Here is a 24,876-nt window from a genome sequence, read left to right as displayed (position 1 = left end):
AGGATACTCAAGGATGTCTTTTCGCCGGATGTTTCATCACAAAAAGGGTGTACTGCCGGGTCTGATCGCCGCATTGTTGCTGCCGGCCATGGCCCAAGCCTTCGACCCTTTTGTCGTGCGGGATATCCGCGTAGAGGGTATTCAACGGACAGACGCCGGCACGGTGTTTGGCTATCTTCCCGTCAAGGTTGGCGAGAAGTTCACCGAAGAAGAAGCGACTGAAGCCATTCGCCGCTTGTACGGCACAGGCTTTTTCACCGACGTGCAGATCCAGACGGACAACAACGTTGTCGTCGTGGTCGTGCAGGAACGTCCGACGATCGCCTCCGTCAATTTCAACGGCATGCGCGAATTCGATTCCAAGGCCATCACCACCTCGCTCGGCCAGGTGGGGTTCGCCGAGGGCCGAATCTTCGACCGTTCGATGCTTGAACGCGCGGAATATGAGCTGAAGCAGCAGTACCTGTCCAAGGGCAAGTACGGTGTTGAAGTGACTTCAACCGTGACTCCGCTGCCGCGCAATCGCGTCGGCGTGAGCTTTGACGTGTTTGAAGGGTCGGTCGCCCGCATCCAGGAAATCCGTTTCGTTGGTAACAAGGCGTTCTCTGAAAGCGATCTGCTTGACGAGTTCAAGCTGACGACGCCGGGCTGGTTGACCTGGTACACCGATACCGACAAGTACTCGCGTGAAAAGCTTGAAGGCGATCTGGAACGGTTGCGCTCGTTCTACCTGGACCAGGGTTACCTGGAATTCTCGGTCGAGCCGCCGCAGGTCACGATTTCGCCTGATCGCAAGGACATCCGCATCACGATCACCGTTCACGAAGGCGAACCCTACAAGGTGCGCAGCGTGAAGCTGGCCGGCAATCTGCTGGGCCTGGACAAGGAAATCAACGCGCTGGTGCAAGTCAAGCCGGAAGAAACCTTCTCGGCGGCCAAGGCCAACGGTTCGGCCAAGGCCATCACCGATTACCTGGGTGAATTGGGCTACGCTTTCGCCAACGTGAACCCGAATCCGCAGCTGGACCGCGCCAAGCACGAAGCCGATCTGACGTTCTATGTCGATCCGAGCCGCCGTGTCTATGTGCGTCGCATTCAGATCGGCGGCAATACCCGCACGCGCGACGAAGTCGTGCGCCGCGAAATGCGCCAGCAAGAAGCGGCCTGGTACGACGCGAAGGACATCAAGACCTCGCGCGACCGTGTCGACCGCCTGGGCTATTTCAGCGACGTCAACGTCAAGACCGATCCGGTTCCGGGTTCTCCCGACCAGGTCGACGTGAACGTCGACGTGAAGGAAAAGCCCACCGGCATGATCAACCTGGGCGTGGGCTACGGCTCGTCCGAAAAGGCGATTCTGTCGGCAGGCATCAGTGAAGACAACGTTTTCGGCAGCGGCACCAACCTGACGCTGCAATTGAATACCAGCAAGACCAACCGGGCAATCGTGCTGTCGCACACCGATCCGTACTGGACCAAGGACGGCATCAGCCGCACCACGTCCGCGTACTACCGTGTGACCGAGCCTTGGAATAACAACGACGGCGATTATCGCGTCAAGGCTATCGGCCTGGGCATGAACTTCGGTATTCCGATCTCGGAATACGACCGGATCTTCCTGGGTGCCAACTTCGAGCACAACCAGATTGATCTGTTCACGAATTCGCCGCAGGCCTACAAGGATTTCGTTCAGCAATACGGCGATTCCACGAACTCGGTGATCTTCAGCACGGGCTGGTCCAACGATACGCGGGATAGCGCATTGGCGCCCACCAAGGGTTCGTACACGCGCTTGAAGGCCGACGTTTCCACGGTTGACCTGCAATACACGATGTTGACAGGCCAACAGCAGTATTTCGTGCCGCTGGGCGGTTCCTACACCCTGGCCTTGAACGGCATGGTGGATTGGGGCCGCAGCTACGGTAGCAAGAACTACCCGGTTATCAAGAACGTCTACGCCGGTGGTATCGGCACTGTTCGTGGTTACGAAGGCTCGTCGCTGGGCCCGCGCGATACGCTCACGGGCGACTATCTGGGCGGTACGCGCCGCATCGTCGCCAACGCGCAGCTGTATCTGCCGTTCCCGGGGGCCTCGAAGGACCGTACGTTGCGCTGGTTTGTCTTCAGCGACGCGGGTCAGGTCGCGGCGGGCAGCGGTTTGAGCTGCACTCGCGGGCGCAATAACACTGAAGTCGAAGATCCTTGCGGCTGGCGTTTCTCGGCCGGTGTGGGTCTGTCGTGGCAGTCGCCGATGGGGCCGTTGCAGTTGTCCTATGCTCGTCCGCTTAACTCCAAGACGGGTGACGACAAGCAAAGCTTCCAGTTCCAGATCGGAACCGGTTTCTAAGCAGGCCGTTACGCTTGAAAACAAGGGAGGGGCCTGCTTGGCCAGCTCCCTTGCTGTTTAGTGGCACAATACATACTTTGGCTTTGCCTTACTGGAAGGTGAGATTTTCATGATGTCTGATTTCGCACTTAAATCATCGAATACGCCGGGCGCCAAGCGTCGTGGCAAGCTGGGCGGCTCCATTGCCCTGGTGGGTGCGCTCATTCTCGGTTCGGCTGCTGCGATTCCCGCACAAGCTCAAAACACCAAGATCGGCTTCGTCAACACCGAGCGGATTCTGCGTGAGTCGGGCCCGGCCAAGACGGCGCAAAGCAAGATCGAAGCCGAATTCAAGAAGCGCGACGACGAACTTCAACGCCTGAATAACAGCCTGCGTTCGCAAGCCGAGAAATTCGACAAGGACGCCCCCGTTCTGTCGGAATCGGATCGCGTCAAGCGCCAGCGCGAACTGTCGAACCTGGATACCGACCTGCAACGCAAGCGTCGTGAATTCCAGGAAGACTTCAATCGCCGCCGCAATGAAGAGTTCTCGGGCATCGTGACGAAGGCTAACGAGACGATCAAGCGCATCGCCGAGCAAGAAAACTACGACCTGATCATTCAGGACGCCGTGACGGTCAACCCGCGCATCGACATCACCGACAAGGTGATTCAGAGCCTGGGCAAGTAAGCAGTACCCGTCGAGTTATGCCGGTTTTACTGGATCTTGCCCGCGCGCCAACCCTTGAAGCACTGTTGAGCGCCGCCGACACCCAGGGTATGGACTGGCGTATCAGCGCATTGCCCGGCGCAGACCCCTTGCGGGTCTGCGGCATCGGCACCCTGTCTTCGGCAGGTAGCCAGGAAATTGCATTCCTGGCGAACCCCCGTTATCAGAGTCAGCTTGGGTCGACGCAGGCAGGGGCGGTCATCGTCTCGGCCGACGTTGCCGAGGCTCTGGAAGCCGAGGGGGCTGCCCGGCCGCCATTCGCGCTGGTCGTCTGCAAACATCCCTATCTGCTGTATGCGCGAGTGGCGCAATGGTTCGATGCCGCGCGCCGGCCTGCGGAACCCGCTGCTACGCATCCTTCGGCCGTGGTTGCGCCTGACGCGATCATCGAAGAAGGCGTGCGCATCGGTCCCAACTGTGTGGTGGAGGCCGGTGCACGCATCGGCCGCGATACCGTGCTGGGACCGGGCTGCGTCATTGGCGCAGGTTCATCCGTTGGACCCGGAAGCCGCTTGCACGCACACGTCACGCTGTACGAGGGCGTGAAAGTCGGGGCTCGGGCGATCATTCATAGTGGTGCCGTGCTGGGCGCTGACGGATTTGGCTTTGCGCCGGATCCGTCCCTGGGCAAGGGCGCCTGGGGCAAGATTCCCCAGTTGGGTGGTGTCTCTGTCGGCGCTGACGTCGAAATTGGGGCCAATACCACGATCGATCGGGGCGCCTTGGACGACACCGTGGTGGCCGATGGCGTAAAGCTGGACAACCAGATCATGGTGGCGCACAACGTGCGAATCGGGGCACATACCGCCGTGGCGGCATGCGTCGGAATCGCCGGCTCCACCACGATCGGCGAACGCTGCACCATTGGTGGCGCGGCGATGCTGTCGGGCCACCTGACCCTGGCCGACGATGTACACATATCGGGCGGCACTGCGGTGACGTCCAGCATTTCGAAGCCTGGCCGCTATACCGGGGTGTTCCCGTATGCGGAACATGGCGAATGGCAGCGCAACGCCGCCGTGATACAACAGTTGGCGCAACTGCGCCGCCGCGTGCGGACGCTGGAAAAAGACTAGGGCGCGCGATTGCCGCCCTGGCGCGCACACGCCAAAATTATTTCATTTCGCAGGAAAGCATAGAAAAATGGAACTCGACATCAAGGGGATCATGGAGAGGCTGCCGCATCGTTACCCGATGCTGCTGATCGATCGCGTCGTTGAGATGGTGCCCGGCAAGTCTATTGTCGCCATCAAGAACGTCTCGATCAACGAGCCGTTCTTCAACGGCCACTTTCCTCACCATCCGGTGATGCCGGGCGTGCTCATCGTGGAAGCCATGGCCCAAGCTTCGGCGCTCTTTTCGTTCACGGACGAAAATGGCGGACTGAAGTGCGAAGGGTCCAAGACGGCGTACTACCTGGTCGGCATCGATGGCGCGCGTTTCCGCCGCCCTGTGGTGCCGGGAGACCAACTGCGCATTGAAGTCGAAGCCGAACGCCTGAGCCGCAGCATCTGTAAGTACCAAGCGCGGGCGACGGTAGACGGACAAGAAGTGGCGTCTGCCAAGCTGATGTGCGCGATTCGCAGCCTGGAAGAGTAAATGGCAGGAAATATCCATCCTACCGCTGTCGTTGATCCGGCGGCAAAGATCGACCCGAGTGCCGTGATTGGACCGTTCGCGGTGGTGGGACCCGATGTGACCATTGGTGCGGGAACCGAAGTCGGCCCGTATTGCATGGTCGATGGCGTGACGACCATCGGGCGCGACAATCGCTTTTACCGCTATTGCTCGATCGGCGGCATGCCGCAAGACAAGAAGTATGCGGGCGAAAAAACGCGCTTGACGATCGGCGACCGCAACACGGTGCGCGAGTTCGTCACCCTGAACACGGGTACGACGCAGGATGGCGGCGAAACGACGCTGGGCAATGACAACTGGATCATGGCTTATGTGCACGTTGCTCATGACTGCCACATCGGCAACAACACGATCCTGGCCAACTCAGTGCAACTGGGCGGCCATGTTCACGTGGGCGACTGGGCCATCATCGGTGGCCTGACGGGCGTGCACCAATTCTCGCGCGTGGGTGCGCATAGCATGACGGGCGGCAATAGTTCGCTGATGCAGGACTCGCCGCCGTTCGTGCTGGCGGCCGGCAACCCGTGCCGTCCGGTGGGCATCAACACCGAAGGCCTGAAGCGTCGCGGCTTCACGCCGGTGATGGTGTCGGCGCTGCGCGAGGCATACAAGATTATCTATCGCCGCGGCTTGCCGCTGGACGCCGCGCGCGCGGAATTGCGCACGCGGCAGCAGGAAATCCCCGAGGCGGCCGAGCACCTCCAAACGCTGCTTGATTTTCTTGACGTCGCGTCACGCGGCATCATTCGTCCATGAGCACGCGGATCGGCATGGTGGCCGGCGAGCCTTCGGGCGACTTGCTGGCCGGTCGTATCATTGCCGGTCTGCAAGCGCGCGACGCGGGCGTCCGTTGTGAAGGCATTGGCGGGCCTCAGATGCAGGCTCGCGACTTCGACGCCTGGCATCCCATGCATGCGCTGACCGTGTTTGGCTATGTGGATGCCCTGAAGCGGCTGCCCAGCCTGCTGGGCACGTATCGCGACGTCAAGCGTCGCTGGCTGGCGGAGCCGCCCGCCGTGTTCGTCGGCATCGATGCGCCCGATTTCAATCTCAGGCTGGAACACCAGTTGCGCCTGGCAGGCACGCCGACGGTGCATTTCGTGGGGCCGTCGATCTGGGCGTGGCGCTACGAGCGCATCCACAAGATCCGTGAATCCGTGTCGCACATGCTGGTGCTGTTCCCGTTCGAGGAAGAGATCTACCGCAAGGAAGGCATTCCCGTGACGTATGTGGGCCACCCGTTGGCGGGCGCCATACCGATGCAACCGGATCGCGCCGCTGCGCGGGATCGGCTGGGCATTGACCAGGATGCTCGCGTGCTGGCCATTCTGCCGGGTAGCCGTTCGTCTGAGATCCGCCTGTTGGCCCCTCGCTTTTTGCAGGCGGCTCAACGACTGCTGCAAAAAGATCCGGCCTTGCAATGCGTCGTGCCCATGGTCAATGACCAGCGGCGAGCCGAATTTCAGGCCATCCTGGCTCAGTACCCGGTGCCCGGGCTGCGTTGCATCACGGCTGACGACCTGCATGGCGCGGGCGGTGACCGCAAGGCGCCGGTTGCCTGGTCGGTCATGGAAGCCGCCAATGCGGTGCTGGTGGCCAGTGGCACCGCCACGCTTGAGACCGCGCTTTACAAGCGGCCCATGGTGATTTCGTACGTGTTGTCGCCCTGGATGCGCCGGATCATGAGCTGGAAGTCCGGGCAGCAACGGCCCTACCTGCCTTGGGTGGGGCTGCCAAACGTGTTGCTGCGCGACTTTGCCGTGCCCGAGCTGCTGCAAGATGACGCCACGCCCGAAAAGCTGGCGGAGGCCATGTGGGCTTCGCTGACCGACGACGCGCTGATTGCGCGCGTGGAGGCGCGCTTCACCGCCATGCACGAAGAATTGCTGCGCGACACGCCGGCCCTGGCCGCGCAGGCGATCCTGGAGGTGGCTGGTGGAGCAGCCTGACCTGTTCGCGGCGCCCGAACAGCCGGCCCTGCTGATGGCTGGCGTCGACGAGGCGGGCCGGGGGCCGTTGGCGGGCGCCGTCTATGCGGCAGCGGTCATTCTGGATCCCGCTCGGCCTATCGACGGGCTGGCGGATTCCAAAGTGCTGAAGGCCGCCCGGCGTGAAGCCCTGGCATTGCTGATCCAGGAACGCGCGTTGGCGTGGTGTGTTGCCAGTGCCAGCGTGGGTGAGATTGACTCCATGAATATCCTGCGCGCCACCCTGTTGGCGATGCAGCGGGCCGTCGAAGGCTTGTCCACCCCCGCGCAATTGGCGTTGGTGGATGGCAATCAGGCGCCCAAGCTGGCCTGCACCGTGCAGACCGTCATCAAGGGCGACGCGCTGGTGCCGGCGATTTCCGCCGCGTCCATTCTGGCCAAGACCGCGCGCGACGCCGACCTGATGCGTTTGCACGCACTGTATCCGCAATATGCGTTCGATCAGCACAAGGGATATGGCACCGCGCTGCATTTGCAGTTGCTGCGCGAACATGGCCCGTGCGTTGAGCATCGGCGCAGTTTTGCCCCCATCAAGGCCTTCGGCCTGGCGCCATGAAACACATCAGTTCCCGCGATAATCCCGCGGTCAAGGCACTGGCCAAGCTGGCGAGCACGGCAGGCAAGCGTGGTGCTCCGGTATTGCTTGACGGCGTGCACCTGTGCCAAGCGTGGTTGCAGCACCATGGATCGCCTGATCAGGCGATCTTCGACATAGAGCGTCTGTCCCAACCCGATATCGCCGCGCTGGCGGCGAATGTGCCGGATGCGCGCTGCCTGGCGCTGGACGCACGATTGATGCAATCGCTGGCTAGCGTGGAAAGCGGGCAGGGCGTTGCGTTCCTGGTGACGCCTCCGGCGCTTGAATTGCCTGCCGTGGTGGATGAGAACTGCGTGCTGTTCGACCGCATCCAGGATCCGGGCAACGTCGGCACGCTGCTGCGTACTTGCGCGGCGGCGGGCGTGAAGCGCGTGTTCCTGGCGACCGGCACGGCTGCCGCCTGGTCACCCAAGGTGGTGCGCAGCGGGCAGGGTGCGCATTTTTCGTTGGCGATCCACGAACACGTCGATCTTGGCGGTCTGTTGTCCAGGTTGAGGGTACCGCTGGTGGCCACGGCATTGGATGGTGCGCAAGACCTTTATGACGGCCGCTTGCCCGGCAAATGCGCCTGGGTATTTGGGCATGAAGGCCAGGGCGTGGCGCCCGATCTGTTGGAAGCGGCCAGCCTCAAGGTGCGTATTCCCCATGATATGGCGGCGGTCGAATCGCTGAATGTCGGCGCGGCCGCAGCGATCTGCCTGTTCGAGCAGCGTCGTCAGGCTCTGCACGCCACCCGGTGATGCGGGGATGGCCTCTGTTTTAGTGGACAGACCCCTTTATACTGCCGCATTGCATAGGCCATTCAGCTAGGCGCCGTGGGCGCCCGGGGCCTATCCGTCAGGGGCGATCCATGAAAACTTGGGCCAGGTTGATGCTTGCGGCGACAGCCGCGGCACTGTTGTTGTCGGGGTGCGCAGGCCCCCGCTATGCGGAAGTGGCGTCGCGAATTCCGCCCCTGGAACAGAATAACGGCCGGATCTACTTCTACCAGATTGCCTCGGTGGCAGGCGAGGCCGCCGTCCAGCCAGCCATTCTTGTGGATGGCCACAAGGTCGGCCGTTCCAAGCCCGGACGGTTCTTCTTTGTCGATCGGCCGAAGGGTACGGTTTCCCTGGCGATGGCCGCGCAAGATCAGGCGTTGAGTGTGCCGCTTGCGGCAGGCCAAACCCGATATGTGCGCGTGGACATCGAAGGCGGCAAGCAAGTGTTGCGCATCGAGGCGTCCGGGGAAGCGGCGCAGCAGTCCATGGCGGACTTGAAGTATTGGGGCGCAGGATGGCGCGACCGGGAAAAGCTGCGGTATTGATGGTTTTGCACATTTTGTAAAATTCAGTCGCGCTCATATACTTCACGCTTTATTTCCCCGAGGTGTCTATGGCGTCATCGCCGCTTCATAAGCTTGAGGGTCGTTTCGCGCGAGCGGGCGGGGCGTTGCTGCTGACGTCTGTCTGCGCCTTTGCGTTGGGTGCGTGCATGTCGGTCAGCACGCAAAAAGTGGGCATGGTCCCCGTGGCTGCCGCTGATCCCGCCTACATCATCCAGTTGTCCCGGGCCGTGATGGCGGCGTTGCCGAACGAAAGTAGCGTCACGCTGCCAGCGGGTTCGCAGTGGCGCCGCGTCGGCGCCTTGCCGCAGGGCGACGTCTATCGCTTGCAAGGCAGTCTGTTCACGATCCAGACCCGCCGTCAGGGAGAAGCCTACGTCGTTGCGACGTCTGGCAAGGTCATCGGTTTTTATCTACCCGGAGAGAGCGCCTTCATGGCCCTGAGCCGTCCCGTCACGTTGCCGGTGGAGATGCGTCAATGAAATCCTGGTTGAAAGTGTTGGCCGTGGCCGTTGTTGCCACGGTGCTGGCGGGTTGCGCCGGGGGCAAATTTGAAGCCCTTGAGAGCCGGATTCCGCCGATTGCGCAGGGTAACGGGCGCATTTATTTCTACCAGCCTCAACCGTCCAATCTGGCATCGACGCAACAAAAGCTGCGCGTCAACAACGACGTGGTCGGCCGTAACAAGCCTGCCAGTTTCTTTTATGTCGACCGCCCGGCGGGCAGCTATGTGGTGACCAATCTGTATTGGACGGGCGACGGTGTCAGCTTCATGCTGGAACCCGGTCAGACCCGCTACGTGCGCATCATGGCAGAGTCGCTGGGTAGTACCGGAGCCGTCGGCAAATTGACGATGCAGCTGGTCGACCCGGCGGAGCTGGCGGAGCACGAAATGCGCGGTTTGCGCTACTGGGGCGCGGCATCGCCGGAACGGGTTCCCGGTCTGTAACCGCCGGGGCGTTTCAGTCGTCTGAAGGGCACGCCACTGGCGTGCCCTTGTCGCTTTAGCGCCGGTCCAGCCCCACTTCCTGCAACACCGTCGTTGCGATCTCCTCGATCGACTTGGTGGTGCTGGATAGCCAGGAAATGCCCTCGCGACGCATCATGCGTTCGGCTTCGGCCACTTCGTAGCGGCACTGCTCCAGCTGCGCGTAGCGGCTGTTCGGCCGGCGTTCGTTGCGCACTTCAGACAGACGTTCCGGCTGGATGGACAGGCCAAACAGCTTGCCACGGTGCGGGGCGATGGTCGAGGGCAGGGTGCCGCGCTCGAAATCGTCGGGGGTCAGCGGGAAGTTGGCCGCCTTGATGGCGTACTGCATGGCCAGGTACAGACTGGTGGGCGTCTTGCCGCAGCGGGACACGCCCACCAGGATGACATCCGCCTGATCCAGCTGGTTCACGAACTGACCGTCGTCGTGCGCCAGGCTGAAGTTGATGGCGTCGATCCGATTGCGGTATTTTTCCGAATTGGCCTGCATGTGCGAGCGGCCAATGGAATGGCTGGACTTCAGGCCCAGCGCCTGTTCGATGTGGCTGACGAAGGTGCCGAACAGGTCCATGAAGATTCCGTTCGCCTGGCGAACACGGGCCAGGATCTCGGGGTTGACCAGGGTACTGAACACAATGGGGGGCACGCCGGCTTCCAGGGCGCTGCGGTCGATGCGCATGGCGACCTCGGCGGCTTTCTCCAGCGTGTCGACAAAAGGCAGGCGGATCGGCTTGAAATCGACCTCTTCGAACTGGGAAAGCACCGACTGGCTGAACGTCTCAGCAGTGATGCCGGTACTGTCGGAAACGATGTATACCGTGCGTACGATCGGGGTAGATGTCATGTGTAAAAAATTCCAACCAGTCAGATAGCCGAAGGTACTCCACCGAGTACAATCAGGCCCCTATAAGTCACCCCAAGGGCGGTCCAAGGCCAGTTTGGTCAGTGTCTGGAAGTGCGGTTTTTTCGCCAATCCATGCTTTGTCCAAACTCGCTTTCATTCCATTGTAAAAGGTGACTTCAATGTCGTATGTTGTTTTGTTCGAGCAGCTCCGCATGACGGATGTGGACTCGGTAGGAGGCAAGAACGCATCACTAGGCGAAATGATCAGCCAGCTGTCTGGCGCGGGTGTCCGCGTTCCGGGCGGCTTTGCCACGACCGCCGACGCTTTCCGTGATTTCCTGAAAGCCTCGGGCCTGGACAAGCGCATCGCTGAACGCCTGACCACCCTGAATCCGGAAGACGTGCGCGAGCTGGCCAACGCCGGCGCGCAGATCCGTCAATGGCTTGTCGAAGCGCCGTTCTCGGCTGAATTCGAAGCCCAGATCCGTGAAGCCTTCGCCAAGCTCGACGCTGATGGCAAGGGCTCGTTCGCCGTGCGCTCCTCCGCCACGGCCGAAGACTTGCCTGACGCCTCGTTCGCCGGCCAGCAGGAAACCTTCCTGAACGTCGTCGGCATCGATGACGTGCTGGACAAGATCCGCCACGTGTTCGCGTCGTTGTACAACGACCGCGCCATCTCCTATCGCGTGCACAAGGGCTACGCCCACGCCGATGTGGCCTTGTCGGCCGGCATCCAACGCATGGTGCGCTCCGACAAGGGCAGCGCTGGCGTCATGTTCACCATCGACACCGAATCGGGCTTTGAAGACGTCGTGTTCATCACGTCGTCCTACGGCTTGGGCGAAACCGTCGTGCAAGGCGCGGTCAATCCCGACGAGTTCTACGTCTTCAAGCCGACGCTGGCTCAAGGCCACTTTCCGATCGTCGGCCGTCGCATTGGCTCCAAGCTCATCAAGATGGAGTTCGACCCCGAGCGTCCGGAAGGCCGTGCCGTGCGCACCGTCGACGTGCCGGTGTCCGAGCGCAACCGCTACTCGCTGACCGACGACGAAGTCAATGAATTGGCCCGCTACGCCGTCATCATCGAAAAGCACTACAAGCGCCCGATGGACATCGAGTGGGGCCGCGACGGCGTCGATGGCAAGATCTACATCCTGCAAGCACGCCCGGAAACGGTGAAGTCGCAGCAGGGCGTCAATGACGTCCAGCAACGCTACCGCCTGAAGGCAACCGGCCAGGTCCTGATCACCGGCCGCGCGATCGGCCAGAAGATCGGCGCCGGCCCCGTCCGCGTCGTGGGCGACATCTCCGACATGGACAAGGTCCAGCCGGGCGACGTGCTGGTCACGGACATGACGGATCCCAACTGGGAACCCGTGATGAAGCGTGCCGCGGCCATCGTGACGAACCGTGGCGGCCGTACCTGCCACGCGGCGATCATCGCGCGTGAACTGGGCATTCCGGCTGTCGTGGGTTGCGGCAATGCGACCGACCTGCTGAAGGAAGGCCAGGCCGTGACTGTGTCTTGCGCGGAAGGCGACGAAGGCCGCATCTATGACGGCCTGATCGAAACCGAAGTGGAAGAAGTTCGCCGTGGCGACATGCCTGCCATCGATCTGAAGATCATGATGAACGTGGGCAACCCGCAACTGGCGTTCGACTTCGCCCAGATCCCCAACAGCGGCGTGGGCCTGGCGCGTCTGGAATTCATCATCAACAACAACATCGGCATCCACCCGAAGGCAGTCCTGGACTACCCGAACGTGGACGGTGAACTGAAGAAGGCCGTGGAATCCGCAGCCCGTGGCCACGCCAGCCCGCGTGCGTTCTTCGTTGAGAAAATGGCCGAAGGCGTGGCAACGATTGCCGCGGCTTTCTACCCGAAGCCCGTGATCGTGCGCATGTCGGACTTCAAGTCCAACGAATACCGCAAGCTGGTCGGTGGTTCGCGCTATGAGCCCGAGGAAGAGAACCCGATGCTGGGCTTCCGTGGCGCCTCGCGTTACATCGCCGAGGACTTCGCCGAGTGCTTCCGCATGGAATGCGAAGCCTTGAAGAAGGTGCGCGATGACATGGGTCTGACCAACGTCGAAATCATGGTGCCGTTCGTGCGCACCGTGGGTCAGGCGGAAAAGGTCGTGAACCTGCTGGCCAAGCACGGCCTGGCACGCGGTGAAAACGGCCTGAAGCTGATCATGATGTGCGAAGTGCCGTCCAACGCCATCCTGGCCGATGAGTTCCTGCAATTCTTCGATGGCTTCTCGATCGGCTCCAACGACATGACCCAATTGACGCTGGGTCTGGACCGTGATTCGGGCATGGAGCTGCTGGCTGCCGACTTCGACGAACGCGACGAAGCCGTGAAGTTCATGCTGCGCCGCGCGATCAAGGCTTGCCTGGCCGCCAACAAGTACGTGGGTATCTGCGGCCAAGGCCCCAGCGACCATCCGGACTTTGCGCAATGGCTGAAGGATGAGGGCATCTTGTCGATGTCGCTCAACCCGGACACCGTTGTGGACACCTGGCAGCGTCTGGCCAAGTCGTAATCGGCTGGTTGAATAAAGAAGCCCGGCATCTGAAAGGATGCCGGGCTTTTTTTGGCTTGTTGTTTTGATCGCTTATGCGGCTTGCGCTTCGCGGGCGATCAATTCGCGCTTGCGGTCTATGCCCCAGCGGTAGCCGGCCAGCGTGCCATCGGTGCGCACCACGCGATGGCACGGAATGGCCAGCGCGATATGGTTGGTGGCGCAGGCCCGTGCAACCGCGCGCACGGCGCGCGGCGAGCCGATGCGTGTGGCGATGTCCGCATAGGTGGCGGTGGTGCCCGCGGGAATCTCGCGCAGCGCTTCCCAGACACGGCGCTGGAAGGCAGTGCCCCGCACGTCCAGCGGCAGGTCCAGGCCGCGCGACGGGTCTTCGACAAAGCCCACCACGGCAGCCACCCACGCTTCAAACTGTGCATCCGCGCCGATCAGCCGGGCGGCCTTGAAGCGGTCTTGCAGGTTTTGGACCAGTTGTTCCGGGTCGGCATCCAGGGCGATTTCACAGATGCCGGTGTCGCTGGCCGCAACCAGCAGCGCGCCCAGTGAACACTGGGCCACCGCAAAACGGATCTCCACGCCTTCGCCATCCTTGCGGAATGCGGTGGGCGTCATGCCCAGGATGGCAGGCGCGGCTTCGTAGAACCGGCCGCTTGAATTGAAACCGGCGTCATACATGGCGTCGGTGACGCTGGCGCTTTGCTTGAGCTGTTGGCGCGCGCGGCTGGCGCGCAGGGCATTGGCATAGGCCTTGGGCGTGATGCCCGTGGCGGCCTTGAAGACGCGGTGGAAGTGAAAACGGCTCATGCCGGCCTGTTCGGCCAGCGTGGACAGGTCGGGCGGTTGCTCTGCCTCCAGGGCGCGGCAGGCGCGCTCGACGGCAGCAGCGTGCTGTTTGCTCAAAGGGGCGACGGCGGCGGGGCTCATGGGGACTCCTGATGTGGGCGCGCTTGTATGCGCTTTCGTCCATGGTCTCAAAGCCTGCCCGGCGCCGCACTCCGGATGTTGCCCGCGCGGGAATGCCGGTCAGACAGGCGCGTAGGCCTCCAGGAAACGGCGCAGCAATCCGCCTGCCACGGGCGTGGCGCGGACGTTGGCCGTCAGATCGGGGATGTCCAGGTTTTCCGCGGCGTAGCGGCGGCCGTAGCGCTCCAGGTGGGCGCGCACGAAGTCCGGGCCGAATTCGGGGTGGAACTGGGTCGAAAACACGTTGCGGCCGATGCGGATCATCTGGTGTTCGTCCAGGTCCGAGCGCGCCAGCACGGCTGATCCGGGCGGTGGTTGCAGCACGGTCTGGGCGTGCAGCATCTGGGCAGGGAAGGTGGGCGGCAGGCCCGCCAGCAGCTTGTCGCCAGAGGAGGGCGGCAGCAGCTCCACGGTTTGCGTGCCCACTTCGCGTCCGGCGGGGTTGTAGCCCACCTTGCCGCCCAGCGCGTACGCCAGCAACTGGTGGCCGTAGCACACGCCGAACATGGGCAGGCCGGCGGCGGCGGCATCGCGCAGCCAGGCGGCGGTGTCCTCGCTCCAGGGTTCCTTGTCCGTGACCATGGCCGGCGACCCGGTGATCAGCGCGGCGCGGTAATGGCCAGGGGCTTGCGGGCGCTGGCCCTCGTGCACGGCGACGACTTCTACGGCGTCGGCGGCCAAGCCGGCTGCTTGTGCCAGTTGTTCGGCGTAGCCGCCGAACTGGCTTTTAAGCGTGTCGTCCGGGTCTCCTGTGTGCAGGATCAGGACGGGTAAGGCAGAAGAAATTGCAGCGGTCATGGAAGCTTGTGCGAGGAATGGACGGACGCCGACGATCCGGATGGGAGGTCGGCATCCAGCGCACATCATAATCCAGTGCAAACATTCGCGAGAAAAATGGCCATACCCGCTCTGTCCCGGAAATACGTACAATTCGCTGACGACTCATCCTTTCAGGCGACCTTAAGATTATGTGGATCTGGCTGGGACTGGCCGCGCTGGCCCTTATCGGGGAATTGGCGACGGGTACCTTCTATTTGCTGCTGGTGGCTTTGGGTTTGGCGGCCGCTGGCGTTGCCGCCTGGCTGGGCACAGGCTTGGAATGGCAGTTGGTGGCTTGCGGCCTGGTGCTGCTGCTGGGCCTGCTGATCCTGCGCAAGACGCGCGTCCTGAAAAAACGTGAGGTCAACTCGGCTCGCAACGCCGACGTCAACCTGGACATCGGCCAGACCGTGTCGGTCGAGGCCTGGTCCGACCAAGGCACCGCGCGCGTCTGGTATCGCGGCGCCCACTGGCAGGCCGAACTGACCAAGGGGCAGGCGCCGCGCGCCGGAGAACACATCATTACCGAACTGCGTGGCTCGACCCTGGTGCTGACCCCTCGGGGCACGCCGGGTTCGGCAGTGTAGAAACGGCTTGCGCCAGGCGCAGCCCGCAGCGGGCGTCCCTACCGGCATGGAAGGGCGTCCTCGCACTTACTCCAGGAGAAGCTTTACATCATGATCGATACCTCCACTATCGTCCTGCTAGTCGTCGTCGCGCTGGCGATCCTGATCGTCATCAAGTCGATCGCCATCGTGCCCCAGCAGCACGCCTGGGTGGTTGAGCGCCTGGGCAAGTTCGACCGTGTCCTGTCGCCGGGCGCGGGTTTTGTCATCCCGTTCATCGAGCGCGTGGCGTACAAGCATTCGCTGAAGGAAATCCCGCTGGACGTGCCCAGCCAGGTTTGCATCACGCGCGACAACACGCAGTTGCAGGTCGACGGCGTGCTGTACTTCCAGGTGACGGACCCGATGCGCGCGTCCTACGGTTCGTCGAACTACATTTCGGCGATCACGCAGTTGTCGCAGACGACCTTGCGTTCCGTGATCGGCAAGATGGAACTGGACCGTACCTTTGAAGAGCGTGATTCGATCAACAGCAATATCGTGTCGTCGCTGGACGAGGCTGCGTTGAACTGGGGCGTGAAGGTGCTGCGCTACGAGATCAAGGACTTGACGCCGCCCAACGAGATTTTGCGTTCGATGCAGGCGCAAATCACCGCAGAACGTGAAAAACGCGCCCTGATCGCGGCCTCGGAAGGTCGCCGCCAGGAACAGATCAACATCGCCACCGGTGAGCGTGAAGCCGCCATCGCGCGTTCGGAAGGCGAAAAGCAGGCGCAGATCAACCAGGCGCAGGGTGAGGCAGCCGCCGTGCTGGCCATTGCCGAAGCCACTGCCAAGGCCATCACGCAGGTGGCCGATGCCGTCCGCCAGCCGGGTGGCATGGAAGCTGTGAACCTGAAGGTGGCCGAGCGCTATGTCGAGGCATTCGGCAATGTGGCCAAGGAAGGCAATACGCTGATCCTGCCGGCCAATTTGGCCGACGTGGGCGGCATGATCGCTTCCGCCATGACCATTGTGAAGTCCACGCGCAACACCTGACACCGCGCCTCCCGGCGCCCCGGCCATGATCGCTCCCGTTAATTTGCTTTTGATAGCAGGCCTGGCGGGGGTGCTTTCCCTGTGTGTGCTGGGGTCTCTGGCACGCAGCGGCATGGCGGGAATCAGCGAGACCATACGCGCCAACGTGCTTACGCTGTTGGCGTTTTTCACATTTGGACTACAGAGCACGTCGGCGCCGCTGTGGCTGTCGATCATGGTGCCGAACGCGGCGATTGCACTGGCGTTGAGCGCGTATTACTCGGGGCTGCGGCGCTTGCTGGGCCTGAGCGTGCCGGGACGCCTGGTGTCGCTGGCCTGTGTGGCGGCGCTGCTGGTGGTGGCGGGCTACACCTATCTGGATTGGCAGGTCCAGCCACGGATCGTGGCGATGTCCTTGTTGCAGATGGGTTTCATGCTGGCGGTGGCCACGACCGTCCAGCGCAACATGCCGGCCCGCCGATCGCGCTACAGCTACCGTTTCATGTGGGCGGTGGCGCTGATTTCTGCCGCGATCTGCGCGGCGCGCGCGGGTGTTTATCTGGTCGGCCTGGTGGAGCCGCTGTCGGTCATGGCGCCCACGAGTTGGAACATCATGTTCCTGACGCTGGGTGCGCTGACCATGCCCTGTTTGACGCTGGGCACCATCATGATCATCCACGACCGCATGCTCGCAGAGCGCGAGCATGAGGCGAATACCGACTTCCTGACGGGGCTTATGTCGCGCAAGGCGTGGTGGCTACAGGCCGAACGCGATTGCGCGCAGGCGCTGCGCATGCGCCGTCCGCTGACGCTGCTGCTGTTGGATGTCGACTATTTCAAGCGCATCAATGACAACCACGGCCATGCGGCCGGCGACGCCGTGCTGCGTCATTTCGGACTGCTGGCCACGGCGACGTTGCGCACGGGAGATGATGTCGGCCGGGTCGGTGGCGAGGAGTTCGGCGTTTTGTTCGCCGACATGCGGGGCGATGCGGTGATGGAACTGGCGGCCCGCCTGCTGGACTCCGTGCGGCGCACGCCGTGCACGCATGGCGGCAGCATCATTTCATACACCTTCAGTGCGGGTATCGTCGAGTGGATACCCGGTGAAAACCTGCAAGCCTTCTTTGAACGGGCTGACCGCAAGCTCTATGCGGCCAAGGCAGCGGGGCGCAACCGTATCGTGGGATGTGGCGCGGAGGCCGATGCCACGGCGGCTGATGCGGTGGCGCTGCCGACCGCCGCCTGAGTCAATCGTCTTTGTCCTTGCGGGGGGCCCGCGTGTCGTGCTTCATGATGCGGTCTTTCTCGCGTTGCCAGTCTTTTTCGCGCGCGGTGTCGCGCTTGTCGAACAGTTTCTTGCCGCGGCCCAGCGCGAAGTCCAGCTTGATGCGCCCGTTCTTGTAATGCAGGTTCAGCGGCACCAGCGTGTACCCGCGTTGCTCGACCTTGCCGATGAGCTTGCTGATTTCCTCGGCCTTGAGCAGCAGCTTGCGCGTGCGCATGGCATCGGGGTGAATGTGGGTGGAAGCCGTTGGCAGCGGGCTGACGTGCATGCCCAACAGGTACAGTTCGCCATCGCGTACGATGACGTAGCTTTCCTTGAGTTGCACGCGGCCATCGCGGATCGCCTTGACTTCCCAGCCTTGCAGGACAATGCCGGCTTCGTAGCGGTCTTCGATGAAATAGTCGTGCGTGGCCTTGCGATTGTCGATAATGCTCATAACGCCTTTTTTGCCTGGGGGCTTTGTGGGTCTTTTCGGGGACTGACTTCCCGTTTCTCGGCCCAGGTCGTGCGGTGCCGGTAAAATCTTGCCATTCTAGCCATTTGCGATAGTCGATGCACAAAGTACAACGATCCGTCCTCGTGCCTTACAGCGCCGCCCAGATGTTCGATCTGGTCGCCGACGTGGAAAAGTACCCCGAGTTCATGCCGTGGTGTGGCGGCGCCGAGGTGCAGACCCGCGACGAACACGGCATGCAGGCCTCTATCCTGATCAGTTTCGCGGGGATGAAGCAACGCTTCTCCACGCGCAATACCCACGTCTATCCCGACCGGATCGACCTGGAATTGGTGGATGGCCCGTTCTCCAGCCTGGTCGGGCACTGGGAGTTCCAGCCCTTGGCCGAAGATGCGTGCAAGGTCTTGTTCACCATGGAGTACGCATTTTCCAACCGCGCGCTGGAAATGGTGGTGGGGCCGGTGTTCAACCGCATCGCCACCAGTTTCATCGATTCCTTCACCAAGCGGGCGCAGGCCAAATATGGCGAATGAGCCATCGGGCGCGGCGCAACTGAGCGTCAGCGTCTGCTACGCCTTGCCAGGGCATATGTGGATGCGTGAGCTTCACCTGCCTGAAGGCGCGACAGTGGCCGATGCGTTGGCTGCGTGTGGGTTTGCCAAGGCTTTTCCCGTTGTCCAGCCATGGGAGCGCGGCGTGGGCATATTCGGCCGGCCGACCGAGCCGCAAGCGCGGCTGACCGATGGCGACCGCGTGGAAATCTACCGTGGACTGAGCTTCGACCCCAAGGAATCGCGTCGCCGCCGCGCGGAACATCGCCGGACAAAGACGGCCAGGAATGGCAGGGTGCGTCCCGCCGGACTGTTGTAGGGCAGGTCAGGGCGGGCGCAGGGTAGCCGTGGGGGGACCCGGCACCCCCACATTGTCATCAATAAGACAAATCGCGCCGAGGCATCCGGCGTAACATAAACACGGTTTCGTGCTTACGTTTACGTTAACGTCATGTCAAAATTGGCAGGCTGACGTTCACGAGACGGCAGCAACGCCAACAGACAATACCAATGACAACAGGAGACAGGCTGTGGACTTGGAACTGACCGACGAGCAGCGCGCGTTTGCGCAGGCCGCCCGTGACTACGCCGAGGGCGAACTGGCGCCCCACGCTGCACACTGGGACGCCGAAGGGATCTTCCCGCGCGAGGCCTTCGCCCGGGCCGGTGAAATGGGCTTTTGCGCCATCTACGCCAGCGAGGACATCGGCGGCCTGGGCCTGCCGCGCCTGGACGCCACGCTGGTGTTCGAGGAAATGGCCGCGGTGGACCCGTCAACCACGGCCTTCCTGACGATCCACAACATGGCTACCTGGATGGTCGGAAAATGGGGGCAGCCCGCGTTGCGCGAAGCCTGGGGGCCCTTGCTGGCCAGCGGCCAGAAGCTGGCGTCGTATTGCCTGACCGAGCCGGGCGCCGGTTCCGACGCGGCATCCCTGTCCACGCGGGCCCAGCGCCAGGGTGACGACTACATCCTGAACGGCGCCAAGGCCTTTATCTCGGGTGGCGGCGATACCGATCTGCTGGTGGTGATGGCACGCACCGGGGGCGAGGGCGCGGGCGGCATCAGCGCGTTTGCCGTGCCGGCCGATAGCGAAGGCATCAGCTACGGCCGCAAGGAAGAAAAGATGGGCTGGAACAGCCAGTCCACGCGCCCCATCACCTTTGAGAACGTCCATGTGCCGGCCGGCAATCTGCTGGGCCAGGAAGGCGAGGGCTTCAAGATCGCCATGAAAGGGCTGGACGGCGGCCGCATCAATATCGGCACGTGCTCGGTCGGTGCTGCCCAAGGCGCGTTGGACGCCGCCCGCCGTTACATGGACGAACGCCGGCAGTTCAATCGCCGGCTGGCCGAATTCCAGGCCCTGCAATTCAAATTGGCCGACATGGCCACGCATCTGGTCGCATCCCGCCAGATGGTGCGGCTGGCGGCCTGCAAGCTGGACGCCGGTGCACCGGACGCGGCGACGTACTGCGCCATGGCCAAACGCTTCGCGACGGACATGGGCTTTCAGATTTGCCTGGATGCGCAACAGATTCATGGCGGCTATGGATACTTGCGGGACTATCCCTTGGAGCGTCTGGTGCGCGATACTCGCGTTCATCAGATTCTGGAGGGCACCAACGAGATCATGCGCGTGATCATTGCCCGCCAATTGTTGGAAAAAGGAGCCGACATAAGATGACTGCACCGGTGTTGTTCGAGGAAAGAAGTGCTGCGAACGGCATGCGGTTCGGGATTGCGACGCTGAATGCGCCGCAGACCCTGAACGGCTTGTCGTTGGAAATGGTGGACTTGCTGGCGGCACGCCTGGATGAATGGGCGCGCGATCCGGGCGTGGCCCTGGTGGTGTTGCAAGGCGCGGGCGAGAAAGCCTTCTGCGCCGGCGGCGACCTGCACGGCCTGTACCGCAGCATGGGCGAAAACAAGGGCAAGAGCGGTTGGAGCAACGCCTATGCGCGCCGCTTCTTCGAGCACGAATACCGGTTGGACTACCGCATCCACACGTATCCCAAGCCCGTGCTGTGCTGGGGCCACGGGATCGTCATGGGCGGCGGGATCGGCCTGATGATGGGCGCCAGCCACCGGGTGGTCAGCGAGAGTTCGCGGCTGGCGATGCCGGAAGTGTCGATCGGCCTGTTCCCGGACGTGGGCGGCAGCTGGCTGCTTAATCGCATGCCGGGCCGCATCGGGCTGTTCCTGGCCTTGACGGGCGCTCAGATGAATACCGCCGACGCCTTTTTCGCAGGCTTGGCGGATTTTCGTTTGAACCATGCGGATTGGCCCAAGTTGCTGGCCTCTCTGGAAGAACAGCCCTGGGCGGGTCAGGCCGCGGGGGCGGCGGAGTCGTCCATGGCCCCGCGTTCGCTGAACGACGGCCTGCTGCGACGCGCATTGACCGCCCTGGAACCGCAGACGCCGCTGGAGGGAGGGCATCTGCGCCAGCACTCGTTCCTGATCAACAACCTGTGCAACGGCAACCGCTTGGACGAGATTTACGAAGAGCTTGCCTTGTTGAAGGACCACGCGGACCCCTGGCTGGCGCGCGCGGCAACGACGATGCTGGCGGGTTCGCCGGGTTCGGTGCGTCTGGCTTTCGCCTTGCAGCAACGCACGCGCCTGCGCTCCCTGGACGACGTGTTCCGCGCCGAGTACATCGCAGCGCTGGCCTGCACGGCGCACGGCGATTTCGCCGAAGGCATCCGCGCATTGCTGGTCGACAAGGACAAGACGCCGCACTGGAATCCGGCGGTCATGGACATGGCAACCGACGCCTGGGTGCAGAAGTTCTTTGAAGAACCCTGGCCTGAAGGCGAGCCGCATCCGTTGGCCGACCTGGGTCAGGAAGGGCGTTGAGGCGCCGGCCGGTGTGCGCCATGCGGCGGCCCGGCCACCCCTAGATTTCCGTCATGCAGGTCACGATGAATCCATACCTACAGCAATAGCAACAGGAGACAAGACATCATGAGCAGTATCGCGTTTATCGGTTTGGGCAACATGGGCGCACCCATGGCATTGAATCTGGTCAAGGCTGGCCACAGCCTGACGGTGTTCGACCTGGTGCCGGCCGCCGTCAAGCTATTGACCGACGCCGGGGCCAGCGCGGCGGCATCGGCGTCCGAGGCCGTCAAGGGCGCCGAGGTCGTGATCTCGATGCTGCCGGCCAGCAAGCACGTGGAAGGCCTGTACCTGGGTGAAGACCTGCTGGGCAAGATTCCGTCCAGCGCGCTGGTCATCGAATGCAGCACGATCGCGCCGGATTCGGCCCGCAAGGTGGCGCAGGCGGCCGAAGTGCGCGGCATCGCCATGATCGACGCCCCGGTGTCTGGTGGCACCGGCGGCGCCGCCGCCGGCACGCTGACCTTCATCGTGGGCGGTCTGCCCGCCGCTCTGGACCGTGCCCGGCCCGTCCTGGAGAAGATGGGCAAGAACATCTTTCACGCGGGTCCGGCTGGCGCCGGGCAAGTCGCCAAGATCTGCAACAACATGCTGTTGGGCATCTTGATGGCGGGCACGTCCGAGGCACTGGCGCTGGGCGTGGCCAATGGACTGGACCCGAAGGTGCTGTCGGACATCATCGCCAAGAGCTCGGGGCGCAACTGGGCGACCGAACTCTACAACCCCTGGCCGGGCGTCATGGAGCATGCGCCGGCGTCCAAGGGTTACGCGGGCGGCTTCGGCGTGGACCTGATGCTCAAGGACCTGGGCCTGGCGGCCGAGGCGGCCTTGTCGGCGCGCGCCTCCATCCCGTTGGGCGAGCTGGCGCGCAACCTGTATTCGCTGCATAGCTCGGGCGGATCGGGCAAGCTGGACTTCTCCAGCATCGTCAACCTGGTCAAGCGCGAGCAGGACTGACATGACCGGGCATCACTTGCCGTCCGACCCGGCCGCTCGGGTCAAGGCCAGTTTCGACCAGCAAAGCATCATGCGGCTGCTGGGCGCGGGGCTGGATGTGGTGGAGCCGGGCAGGGTGGACATCGTGCTGCCCTACCGCGCCGACCTATGCCAGCAGAACGGTTTTCTGCACGCGGGCATTTCCACGACGATCGCCGATAGCGCGGGCGGCTATGCCGCCTACACCTTGTTTGGCCCGGGCGAGGACGTGTTGACCTCGGAGTTCAAGATGAACTTCCTGGCGCCGGCCAAGGGCGATCGCTTTGTCGCCAGTGGGCGCGTGGTGAAGCCGGGCAAGCGCCTGTCGATCTGCCAGGTCGAGGTACACGCCTACGAAGGTGAGCAAGCCACGTTGTGCGTGATAGGCTTGCTGACCGCGGTGCGCGTGACGCCGCGATGAATCCGGCGCTACATGCGCCCAGCCTTCGGGCCGGGCGCATGTAGCGTTTGTCGCGTGTCGCAGGGGTGCCGGGTAATGCCTTCAAAAGAACATCATCGGATCTTTCGCAGCAACTGGCTGCGCGCCGCCGTGCTGGGCGCCAACGATGGGATCGTCTCTACTGCCAGCTTGATCACCGGTGTGGCGGCGGCGCAGGCGACGCACGGCGCCATCTTGACATCGGGCCTGGCCGGCCTGGTGGCAGGGGCCTTGTCGATGGCGGCGGGTGAATACGTGTCGGTACGGTCCCAGGCGGATACCGAGGCCGCAGACCTGCGTCTTGAGCAGCGGTCGTTGAAAGGCAATTCGGAAGAAGAGCTGGCTGAGCTGGTCGATATCTACGTGGGGCGCGGCCTGACCCGGGAGCTTGCGGTGCAGGTCGCCCGCCAATTGACCCGCCATGACGCGCTGGACGCCCATGCGCGCGATGAATTGGGTATTTCCCTCCATAACCGGGCGCAACCCGTGCAAGCGGCCGTGGCATCCGCAGCGTCATTCGCGGGCGGTGCCGCACTGCCGCTGATGGTGGCGGTGGTGGCACCCATGCCGCAATTGATCGTCTGGGTGATTGGCGCGTCGGTGGTCTGTCTGGCGGCGCTTGGTGCGCTGGCCGCAAGGGCCGGGGGCGCACCCAAGGCGCCCGCCGCATTGCGGGTGACCGTCCTGGGCGCCTTGGCGATGGCGGCGACTGCCGCCGTGGGTGCGCTGTTTGGCACGGTGGTCTAGCGGCTTTGTTGCCGCTGTCCCGCCGCGCAGGCGTTAAGGCGTGATCGAGTAGGGCAGCGGCACCGGGGCAATGCGGGGGCCGTCCACCGCGCCCAGGCGCAGATCGCCTTCCGGCAAGGCTGCCAGCGTGGTTTCAAACAGCACGGACGCCACGCCGGCTTGGCTGGCGGCATCCACCACGCGGCCGATCGGTTCGCCGGGTTGGGTGGCGTCGAACACATCCACGCCGGCCAGCGTCGCCCCTTGCAGCGTGGCGTCGGCGATGGTGCCGTAGGCCATGCGGCGTTTCACGGTGCCGCGATAGTGGCTGCGCGCCACGACTTCCTGACCCGGATAACAGCCCTTGGTGAAGCTCACCCCCTGGATGAGTTCCAGGTTGACGGTCTGCGGGATGAAGACGTCTTGCGTGGCGGTGGCGATCCAGGGAATGCCAGCGGCCAGGTCGGCCACTTGCCAGTGGGCGGCAGGCGCCAGGCCCAGCACGGCGGCCAAGGGGCCGGCTTGATCCAGTTGTTCGTCGGATGCGATCCACCACCAGCGCAAGCTGGCGTCTGCCGACGGCGCGGCGATCCAGGTGCCGGAGGGCAGGTCGGCGCGTTGCCAGGCGGCACGCGGCAGGGCGCCGGTCACGGCTTCCAGCGCGGCGGCATTTTCGGGCGACGCCTGCACGCCCGCGACGTGCAGCGGGGTGGCGGCCAGCTTGACCTTGGCGCGCAGCACGAACATCGACAAGCGCTTGATCAGCGCCTGCGACAAGTCCTGGCGCACCATGCCATAGAGTTGCGGGGCGTCATCCGCCCCGGGGGCTGCGCGCCACATCACCAAGGTGGCCAGCAGGCGGCCTTTGGCCGTGCAATAGCCTGCCAGGCGGGCGGCGTCGGCGGGCAAGCCGGTGACGTCTTGCGTCAACTGGCCGTGCAGGAAGGTCAGGGCATCGGCGCCGGAGGCGCTGAAGACCACAAAATCCTCTAGCGGCGCACATTGCGCGCAACCTTCGGCGCGGGCGGGGATCGAAGAATAGAAAGCGTGCATGGAGGCGGTGTTATCGCGTCATCAAAGAGCAGATGATAGCCGCCTTCCCCTGGCCCGAGGGCCATGTCCCCGACGGGCGCAGGGCCGCACTGCGGACTCTGGCCCCTCTTTTGCCGCGACAGGTCCTCCTGATCCATTAAACTTCTG

General features: G+C 63.2%; 27 protein-coding genes. 22 read left to right on the top strand and 5 right to left on the bottom strand.

Going from position 1 to position 24,876, the window contains the following annotated elements:
• Window positions 1–13: 13 nt before the first annotated feature.
• The 11 genes from bamA to HV753_RS05410 all read left to right on the top strand — a co-directional run bounded on the left by bamA (window position 14) and on the right by HV753_RS05410 (window position 9,553).
• Complete coding sequence (bamA, locus tag HV753_RS05460; protein WP_175173374.1) at window positions 14–2,347, top strand: outer membrane protein assembly factor BamA; 2,334 nt, start codon at window positions 14–16, stop codon at window positions 2,345–2,347.
• Window positions 2,348–2,456: 109 nt separating this feature from the next.
• Window positions 2,457–3,017: an OmpH/Skp family outer membrane protein gene (locus HV753_RS05455; RefSeq protein ID WP_175173373.1), complete on the top strand. Its 561-nt coding sequence runs from the start codon at window positions 2,457–2,459 to the stop codon at window positions 3,015–3,017.
• Between the two features lie 17 nt (window positions 3,018–3,034).
• Window positions 3,035–4,132: a UDP-3-O-(3-hydroxymyristoyl)glucosamine N-acyltransferase gene (gene lpxD, locus HV753_RS05450; RefSeq protein ID WP_175173372.1), complete on the top strand. Its 1,098-nt coding sequence runs from the start codon at window positions 3,035–3,037 to the stop codon at window positions 4,130–4,132.
• Between the two features lie 67 nt (window positions 4,133–4,199).
• Window positions 4,200–4,655, top strand: a complete 456-nt coding sequence (gene fabZ, locus HV753_RS05445; protein WP_008167730.1) for a 3-hydroxyacyl-ACP dehydratase FabZ — start codon at window positions 4,200–4,202, stop codon at window positions 4,653–4,655.
• The gene (lpxA, locus tag HV753_RS05440; RefSeq protein WP_175173371.1) at window positions 4,656–5,450 is read left to right on the top strand and encodes an acyl-ACP--UDP-N-acetylglucosamine O-acyltransferase; all 795 of its coding nucleotides are present in this window, start codon (window positions 4,656–4,658) and stop codon (window positions 5,448–5,450) included. It begins immediately after the preceding gene.
• A complete protein-coding gene (lpxB, locus tag HV753_RS05435) occupies window positions 5,447–6,643 on the top strand; it encodes a lipid-A-disaccharide synthase (RefSeq protein WP_175173370.1) in 1,197 nt (398 codons plus the stop codon). The genes lpxA and lpxB overlap by 4 nt, the downstream gene beginning before the upstream one ends.
• Entirely contained in the window at window positions 6,630–7,238 is a 609-nt protein-coding gene (rnhB, locus tag HV753_RS05430; RefSeq protein WP_425485876.1) for a ribonuclease HII, read from the top strand. The genes lpxB and rnhB overlap by 14 nt, the downstream gene beginning before the upstream one ends.
• Complete coding sequence (locus HV753_RS05425) at window positions 7,235–8,020, top strand: TrmH family RNA methyltransferase (RefSeq protein WP_175173369.1); 786 nt, start codon at window positions 7,235–7,237, stop codon at window positions 8,018–8,020. Before rnhB ends, HV753_RS05425 begins: the two co-directional genes overlap by 4 nt.
• Window positions 8,021–8,130: 110 nt before the next feature.
• On the top strand, window positions 8,131–8,586 hold the full coding sequence (locus HV753_RS05420; protein ID WP_175173368.1) for a DUF2846 domain-containing protein: 456 nt from the start codon (window positions 8,131–8,133) through the stop codon (window positions 8,584–8,586).
• Window positions 8,587–8,654: 68 nt separating this feature from the next.
• Window positions 8,655–9,086, top strand: a complete 432-nt coding sequence (locus HV753_RS05415) for a hypothetical protein (RefSeq protein ID WP_246288158.1) — start codon at window positions 8,655–8,657, stop codon at window positions 9,084–9,086.
• Window positions 9,083–9,553, top strand: a complete 471-nt coding sequence (locus HV753_RS05410; RefSeq protein WP_175173366.1) for a DUF2846 domain-containing protein — start codon at window positions 9,083–9,085, stop codon at window positions 9,551–9,553. The genes HV753_RS05415 and HV753_RS05410 overlap by 4 nt, the downstream gene beginning before the upstream one ends.
• Window positions 9,554–9,608: 55 nt before the next feature.
• On the opposite strand, the gene ppsR is transcribed toward HV753_RS05410, so the two are convergent.
• On the bottom strand, window positions 9,609–10,436 hold the full coding sequence (gene ppsR, locus HV753_RS05405; protein WP_175173365.1) for a posphoenolpyruvate synthetase regulatory kinase/phosphorylase PpsR: 828 nt from the start codon (window positions 10,434–10,436) through the stop codon (window positions 9,609–9,611).
• 179 nt (window positions 10,437–10,615) lie between these two features.
• Here ppsR and ppsA point away from each other — a divergent pair, with 179 nt between their 5' ends.
• A complete protein-coding gene (ppsA, locus tag HV753_RS05400) occupies window positions 10,616–12,982 on the top strand; it encodes a phosphoenolpyruvate synthase (RefSeq protein WP_175173364.1) in 2,367 nt (788 codons plus the stop codon).
• Between the two features lie 72 nt (window positions 12,983–13,054).
• Here ppsA and HV753_RS05395 read toward each other — a convergent pair whose 3' ends face one another.
• Both HV753_RS05395 and HV753_RS05390 read right to left on the bottom strand, forming a co-directional pair.
• Window positions 13,055–13,903 carry a bifunctional transcriptional activator/DNA repair enzyme AdaA gene (locus HV753_RS05395; RefSeq protein ID WP_175173363.1) on the bottom strand — a complete coding sequence of 283 codons (849 nt, stop codon included), beginning with the start codon at window positions 13,901–13,903 and terminating at the stop codon, window positions 13,055–13,057.
• A gap of 99 nt (window positions 13,904–14,002) precedes the next feature.
• Window positions 14,003–14,740, bottom strand: coding sequence for a glutamine amidotransferase (locus tag HV753_RS05390; protein ID WP_175173362.1), 738 nt, complete (start codon window positions 14,738–14,740; stop codon window positions 14,003–14,005).
• A gap of 170 nt (window positions 14,741–14,910) precedes the next feature.
• On the opposite strand from HV753_RS05390, the gene HV753_RS05385 reads away from it, so the two are divergent.
• The 3 genes from HV753_RS05385 to HV753_RS05375 all read left to right on the top strand — a co-directional run bounded on the left by HV753_RS05385 (window position 14,911) and on the right by HV753_RS05375 (window position 17,593).
• Complete coding sequence (locus tag HV753_RS05385) at window positions 14,911–15,348, top strand: NfeD family protein (RefSeq protein WP_175173361.1); 438 nt, start codon at window positions 14,911–14,913, stop codon at window positions 15,346–15,348.
• A 90-nt stretch (window positions 15,349–15,438) separates the two neighbouring features.
• On the top strand, window positions 15,439–16,365 hold the full coding sequence (locus tag HV753_RS05380) for an SPFH domain-containing protein (RefSeq protein WP_175173360.1): 927 nt from the start codon (window positions 15,439–15,441) through the stop codon (window positions 16,363–16,365).
• Between the two features lie 25 nt (window positions 16,366–16,390).
• Entirely contained in the window at window positions 16,391–17,593 is a 1,203-nt protein-coding gene (locus tag HV753_RS05375) for a GGDEF domain-containing protein (RefSeq protein WP_175173359.1), read from the top strand.
• A 1-nt stretch (window position 17,594) separates the two neighbouring features.
• Here HV753_RS05375 and smpB read toward each other — a convergent pair whose 3' ends face one another.
• Window positions 17,595–18,068 carry an SsrA-binding protein SmpB gene (gene smpB / locus HV753_RS05370; protein ID WP_175173358.1) on the bottom strand — a complete coding sequence of 158 codons (474 nt, stop codon included), beginning with the start codon at window positions 18,066–18,068 and terminating at the stop codon, window positions 17,595–17,597.
• Window positions 18,069–18,184: 116 nt separating this feature from the next.
• Here smpB and HV753_RS05365 point away from each other — a divergent pair, with 116 nt between their 5' ends.
• The 7 genes from HV753_RS05365 to HV753_RS05335 all read left to right on the top strand — a co-directional run bounded on the left by HV753_RS05365 (window position 18,185) and on the right by HV753_RS05335 (window position 23,697).
• The gene (locus HV753_RS05365) at window positions 18,185–18,619 is read left to right on the top strand and encodes a type II toxin-antitoxin system RatA family toxin (protein WP_169273489.1); all 435 of its coding nucleotides are present in this window, start codon (window positions 18,185–18,187) and stop codon (window positions 18,617–18,619) included.
• Window positions 18,609–18,956 carry an RnfH family protein gene (locus HV753_RS05360; protein WP_175173357.1) on the top strand — a complete coding sequence of 116 codons (348 nt, stop codon included), beginning with the start codon at window positions 18,609–18,611 and terminating at the stop codon, window positions 18,954–18,956. Before HV753_RS05365 ends, HV753_RS05360 begins: the two co-directional genes overlap by 11 nt.
• A 211-nt stretch (window positions 18,957–19,167) precedes the next feature.
• Window positions 19,168–20,322, top strand: coding sequence for an acyl-CoA dehydrogenase family protein (locus HV753_RS05355; protein WP_175173356.1), 1,155 nt, complete (start codon window positions 19,168–19,170; stop codon window positions 20,320–20,322).
• Entirely contained in the window at window positions 20,319–21,494 is a 1,176-nt protein-coding gene (locus HV753_RS05350; protein ID WP_175173355.1) for an enoyl-CoA hydratase/isomerase family protein, read from the top strand. The genes HV753_RS05355 and HV753_RS05350 overlap by 4 nt, the downstream gene beginning before the upstream one ends.
• A gap of 108 nt (window positions 21,495–21,602) precedes the next feature.
• The gene (gene mmsB / locus HV753_RS05345; protein ID WP_175173354.1) at window positions 21,603–22,493 is read left to right on the top strand and encodes a 3-hydroxyisobutyrate dehydrogenase; all 891 of its coding nucleotides are present in this window, start codon (window positions 21,603–21,605) and stop codon (window positions 22,491–22,493) included.
• 1 nt (window position 22,494) lies between these two features.
• Window positions 22,495–22,932 (top strand): PaaI family thioesterase, encoded by a 438-nt coding sequence (locus tag HV753_RS05340; RefSeq protein WP_175173353.1) that lies wholly within the window; start codon window positions 22,495–22,497, stop codon window positions 22,930–22,932.
• Window positions 22,933–23,007: 75 nt separating this feature from the next.
• Window positions 23,008–23,697 carry a VIT1/CCC1 transporter family protein gene (locus HV753_RS05335; protein WP_175173352.1) on the top strand — a complete coding sequence of 230 codons (690 nt, stop codon included), beginning with the start codon at window positions 23,008–23,010 and terminating at the stop codon, window positions 23,695–23,697.
• A 33-nt stretch (window positions 23,698–23,730) separates the two neighbouring features.
• Here the strand turns inward: HV753_RS05335 and ygfZ are convergent, their stop codons facing one another.
• Complete coding sequence (gene ygfZ / locus HV753_RS05330; RefSeq protein WP_175173351.1) at window positions 23,731–24,729, bottom strand: CAF17-like 4Fe-4S cluster assembly/insertion protein YgfZ; 999 nt, start codon at window positions 24,727–24,729, stop codon at window positions 23,731–23,733.
• Between the last annotated feature and the right edge of the window lie 147 nt (window positions 24,730–24,876).

It is taken from the genome of Achromobacter pestifer (assembly GCF_902859625.1).
GTDB lineage: Bacteria > Pseudomonadota > Gammaproteobacteria > Burkholderiales > Burkholderiaceae_B > Achromobacter > Achromobacter pestifer.
This window is presented reverse-complemented; position numbering and strand designations above follow the sequence as displayed.

Bases quoted from the DNA above. Each gene is read 5' to 3' on its own strand.
- bamA (WP_175173374.1), top strand. From the start codon at position 14: ATGTCTTTTCGCCGGATGTTTCATCACAAAAAGGGTGTACTGCCGGGT.
- HV753_RS05455 (WP_175173373.1), top strand. From the start codon at position 2,457: ATGATGTCTGATTTCGCACTTAAATCATCGAATACGCCGGGCGCCAAG.
- lpxD (WP_175173372.1), top strand. From the start codon at position 3,035: ATGCCGGTTTTACTGGATCTTGCCCGCGCGCCAACCCTTGAAGCACTG.
- fabZ (WP_008167730.1), top strand. From the start codon at position 4,200: ATGGAACTCGACATCAAGGGGATCATGGAGAGGCTGCCGCATCGTTAC.
- lpxA (WP_175173371.1), top strand. From the start codon at position 4,656: ATGGCAGGAAATATCCATCCTACCGCTGTCGTTGATCCGGCGGCAAAG.
- lpxB (WP_175173370.1), top strand. From the start codon at position 5,447: ATGAGCACGCGGATCGGCATGGTGGCCGGCGAGCCTTCGGGCGACTTG.
- HV753_RS05425 (WP_175173369.1), top strand. From the start codon at position 7,235: ATGAAACACATCAGTTCCCGCGATAATCCCGCGGTCAAGGCACTGGCC.
- HV753_RS05420 (WP_175173368.1), top strand. From the start codon at position 8,131: ATGAAAACTTGGGCCAGGTTGATGCTTGCGGCGACAGCCGCGGCACTG.
- HV753_RS05415 (WP_246288158.1), top strand. From the start codon at position 8,655: ATGGCGTCATCGCCGCTTCATAAGCTTGAGGGTCGTTTCGCGCGAGCG.
- HV753_RS05410 (WP_175173366.1), top strand. From the start codon at position 9,083: ATGAAATCCTGGTTGAAAGTGTTGGCCGTGGCCGTTGTTGCCACGGTG.
- ppsR (WP_175173365.1), bottom strand. From the start codon at position 10,436: ATGACATCTACCCCGATCGTACGCACGGTATACATCGTTTCCGACAGT.
- ppsA (WP_175173364.1), top strand. From the start codon at position 10,616: ATGTCGTATGTTGTTTTGTTCGAGCAGCTCCGCATGACGGATGTGGAC.
- HV753_RS05395 (WP_175173363.1), bottom strand. From the start codon at position 13,903: ATGAGCCCCGCCGCCGTCGCCCCTTTGAGCAAACAGCACGCTGCTGCC.
- HV753_RS05390 (WP_175173362.1), bottom strand. From the start codon at position 14,740: ATGACCGCTGCAATTTCTTCTGCCTTACCCGTCCTGATCCTGCACACA.
- HV753_RS05385 (WP_175173361.1), top strand. From the start codon at position 14,911: ATGTGGATCTGGCTGGGACTGGCCGCGCTGGCCCTTATCGGGGAATTG.
- HV753_RS05380 (WP_175173360.1), top strand. From the start codon at position 15,439: ATGATCGATACCTCCACTATCGTCCTGCTAGTCGTCGTCGCGCTGGCG.
- HV753_RS05375 (WP_175173359.1), top strand. From the start codon at position 16,391: ATGATCGCTCCCGTTAATTTGCTTTTGATAGCAGGCCTGGCGGGGGTG.
- smpB (WP_175173358.1), bottom strand. From the start codon at position 18,068: ATGAGCATTATCGACAATCGCAAGGCCACGCACGACTATTTCATCGAA.
- HV753_RS05365 (WP_169273489.1), top strand. From the start codon at position 18,185: ATGCACAAAGTACAACGATCCGTCCTCGTGCCTTACAGCGCCGCCCAG.
- HV753_RS05360 (WP_175173357.1), top strand. From the start codon at position 18,609: ATGGCGAATGAGCCATCGGGCGCGGCGCAACTGAGCGTCAGCGTCTGC.
- HV753_RS05350 (WP_175173355.1), top strand. From the start codon at position 20,319: ATGACTGCACCGGTGTTGTTCGAGGAAAGAAGTGCTGCGAACGGCATG.
- mmsB (WP_175173354.1), top strand. From the start codon at position 21,603: ATGAGCAGTATCGCGTTTATCGGTTTGGGCAACATGGGCGCACCCATG.
- HV753_RS05340 (WP_175173353.1), top strand. From the start codon at position 22,495: ATGACCGGGCATCACTTGCCGTCCGACCCGGCCGCTCGGGTCAAGGCC.
- HV753_RS05335 (WP_175173352.1), top strand. From the start codon at position 23,008: ATGCCTTCAAAAGAACATCATCGGATCTTTCGCAGCAACTGGCTGCGC.
- ygfZ (WP_175173351.1), bottom strand. From the start codon at position 24,729: ATGCACGCTTTCTATTCTTCGATCCCCGCCCGCGCCGAAGGTTGCGCG.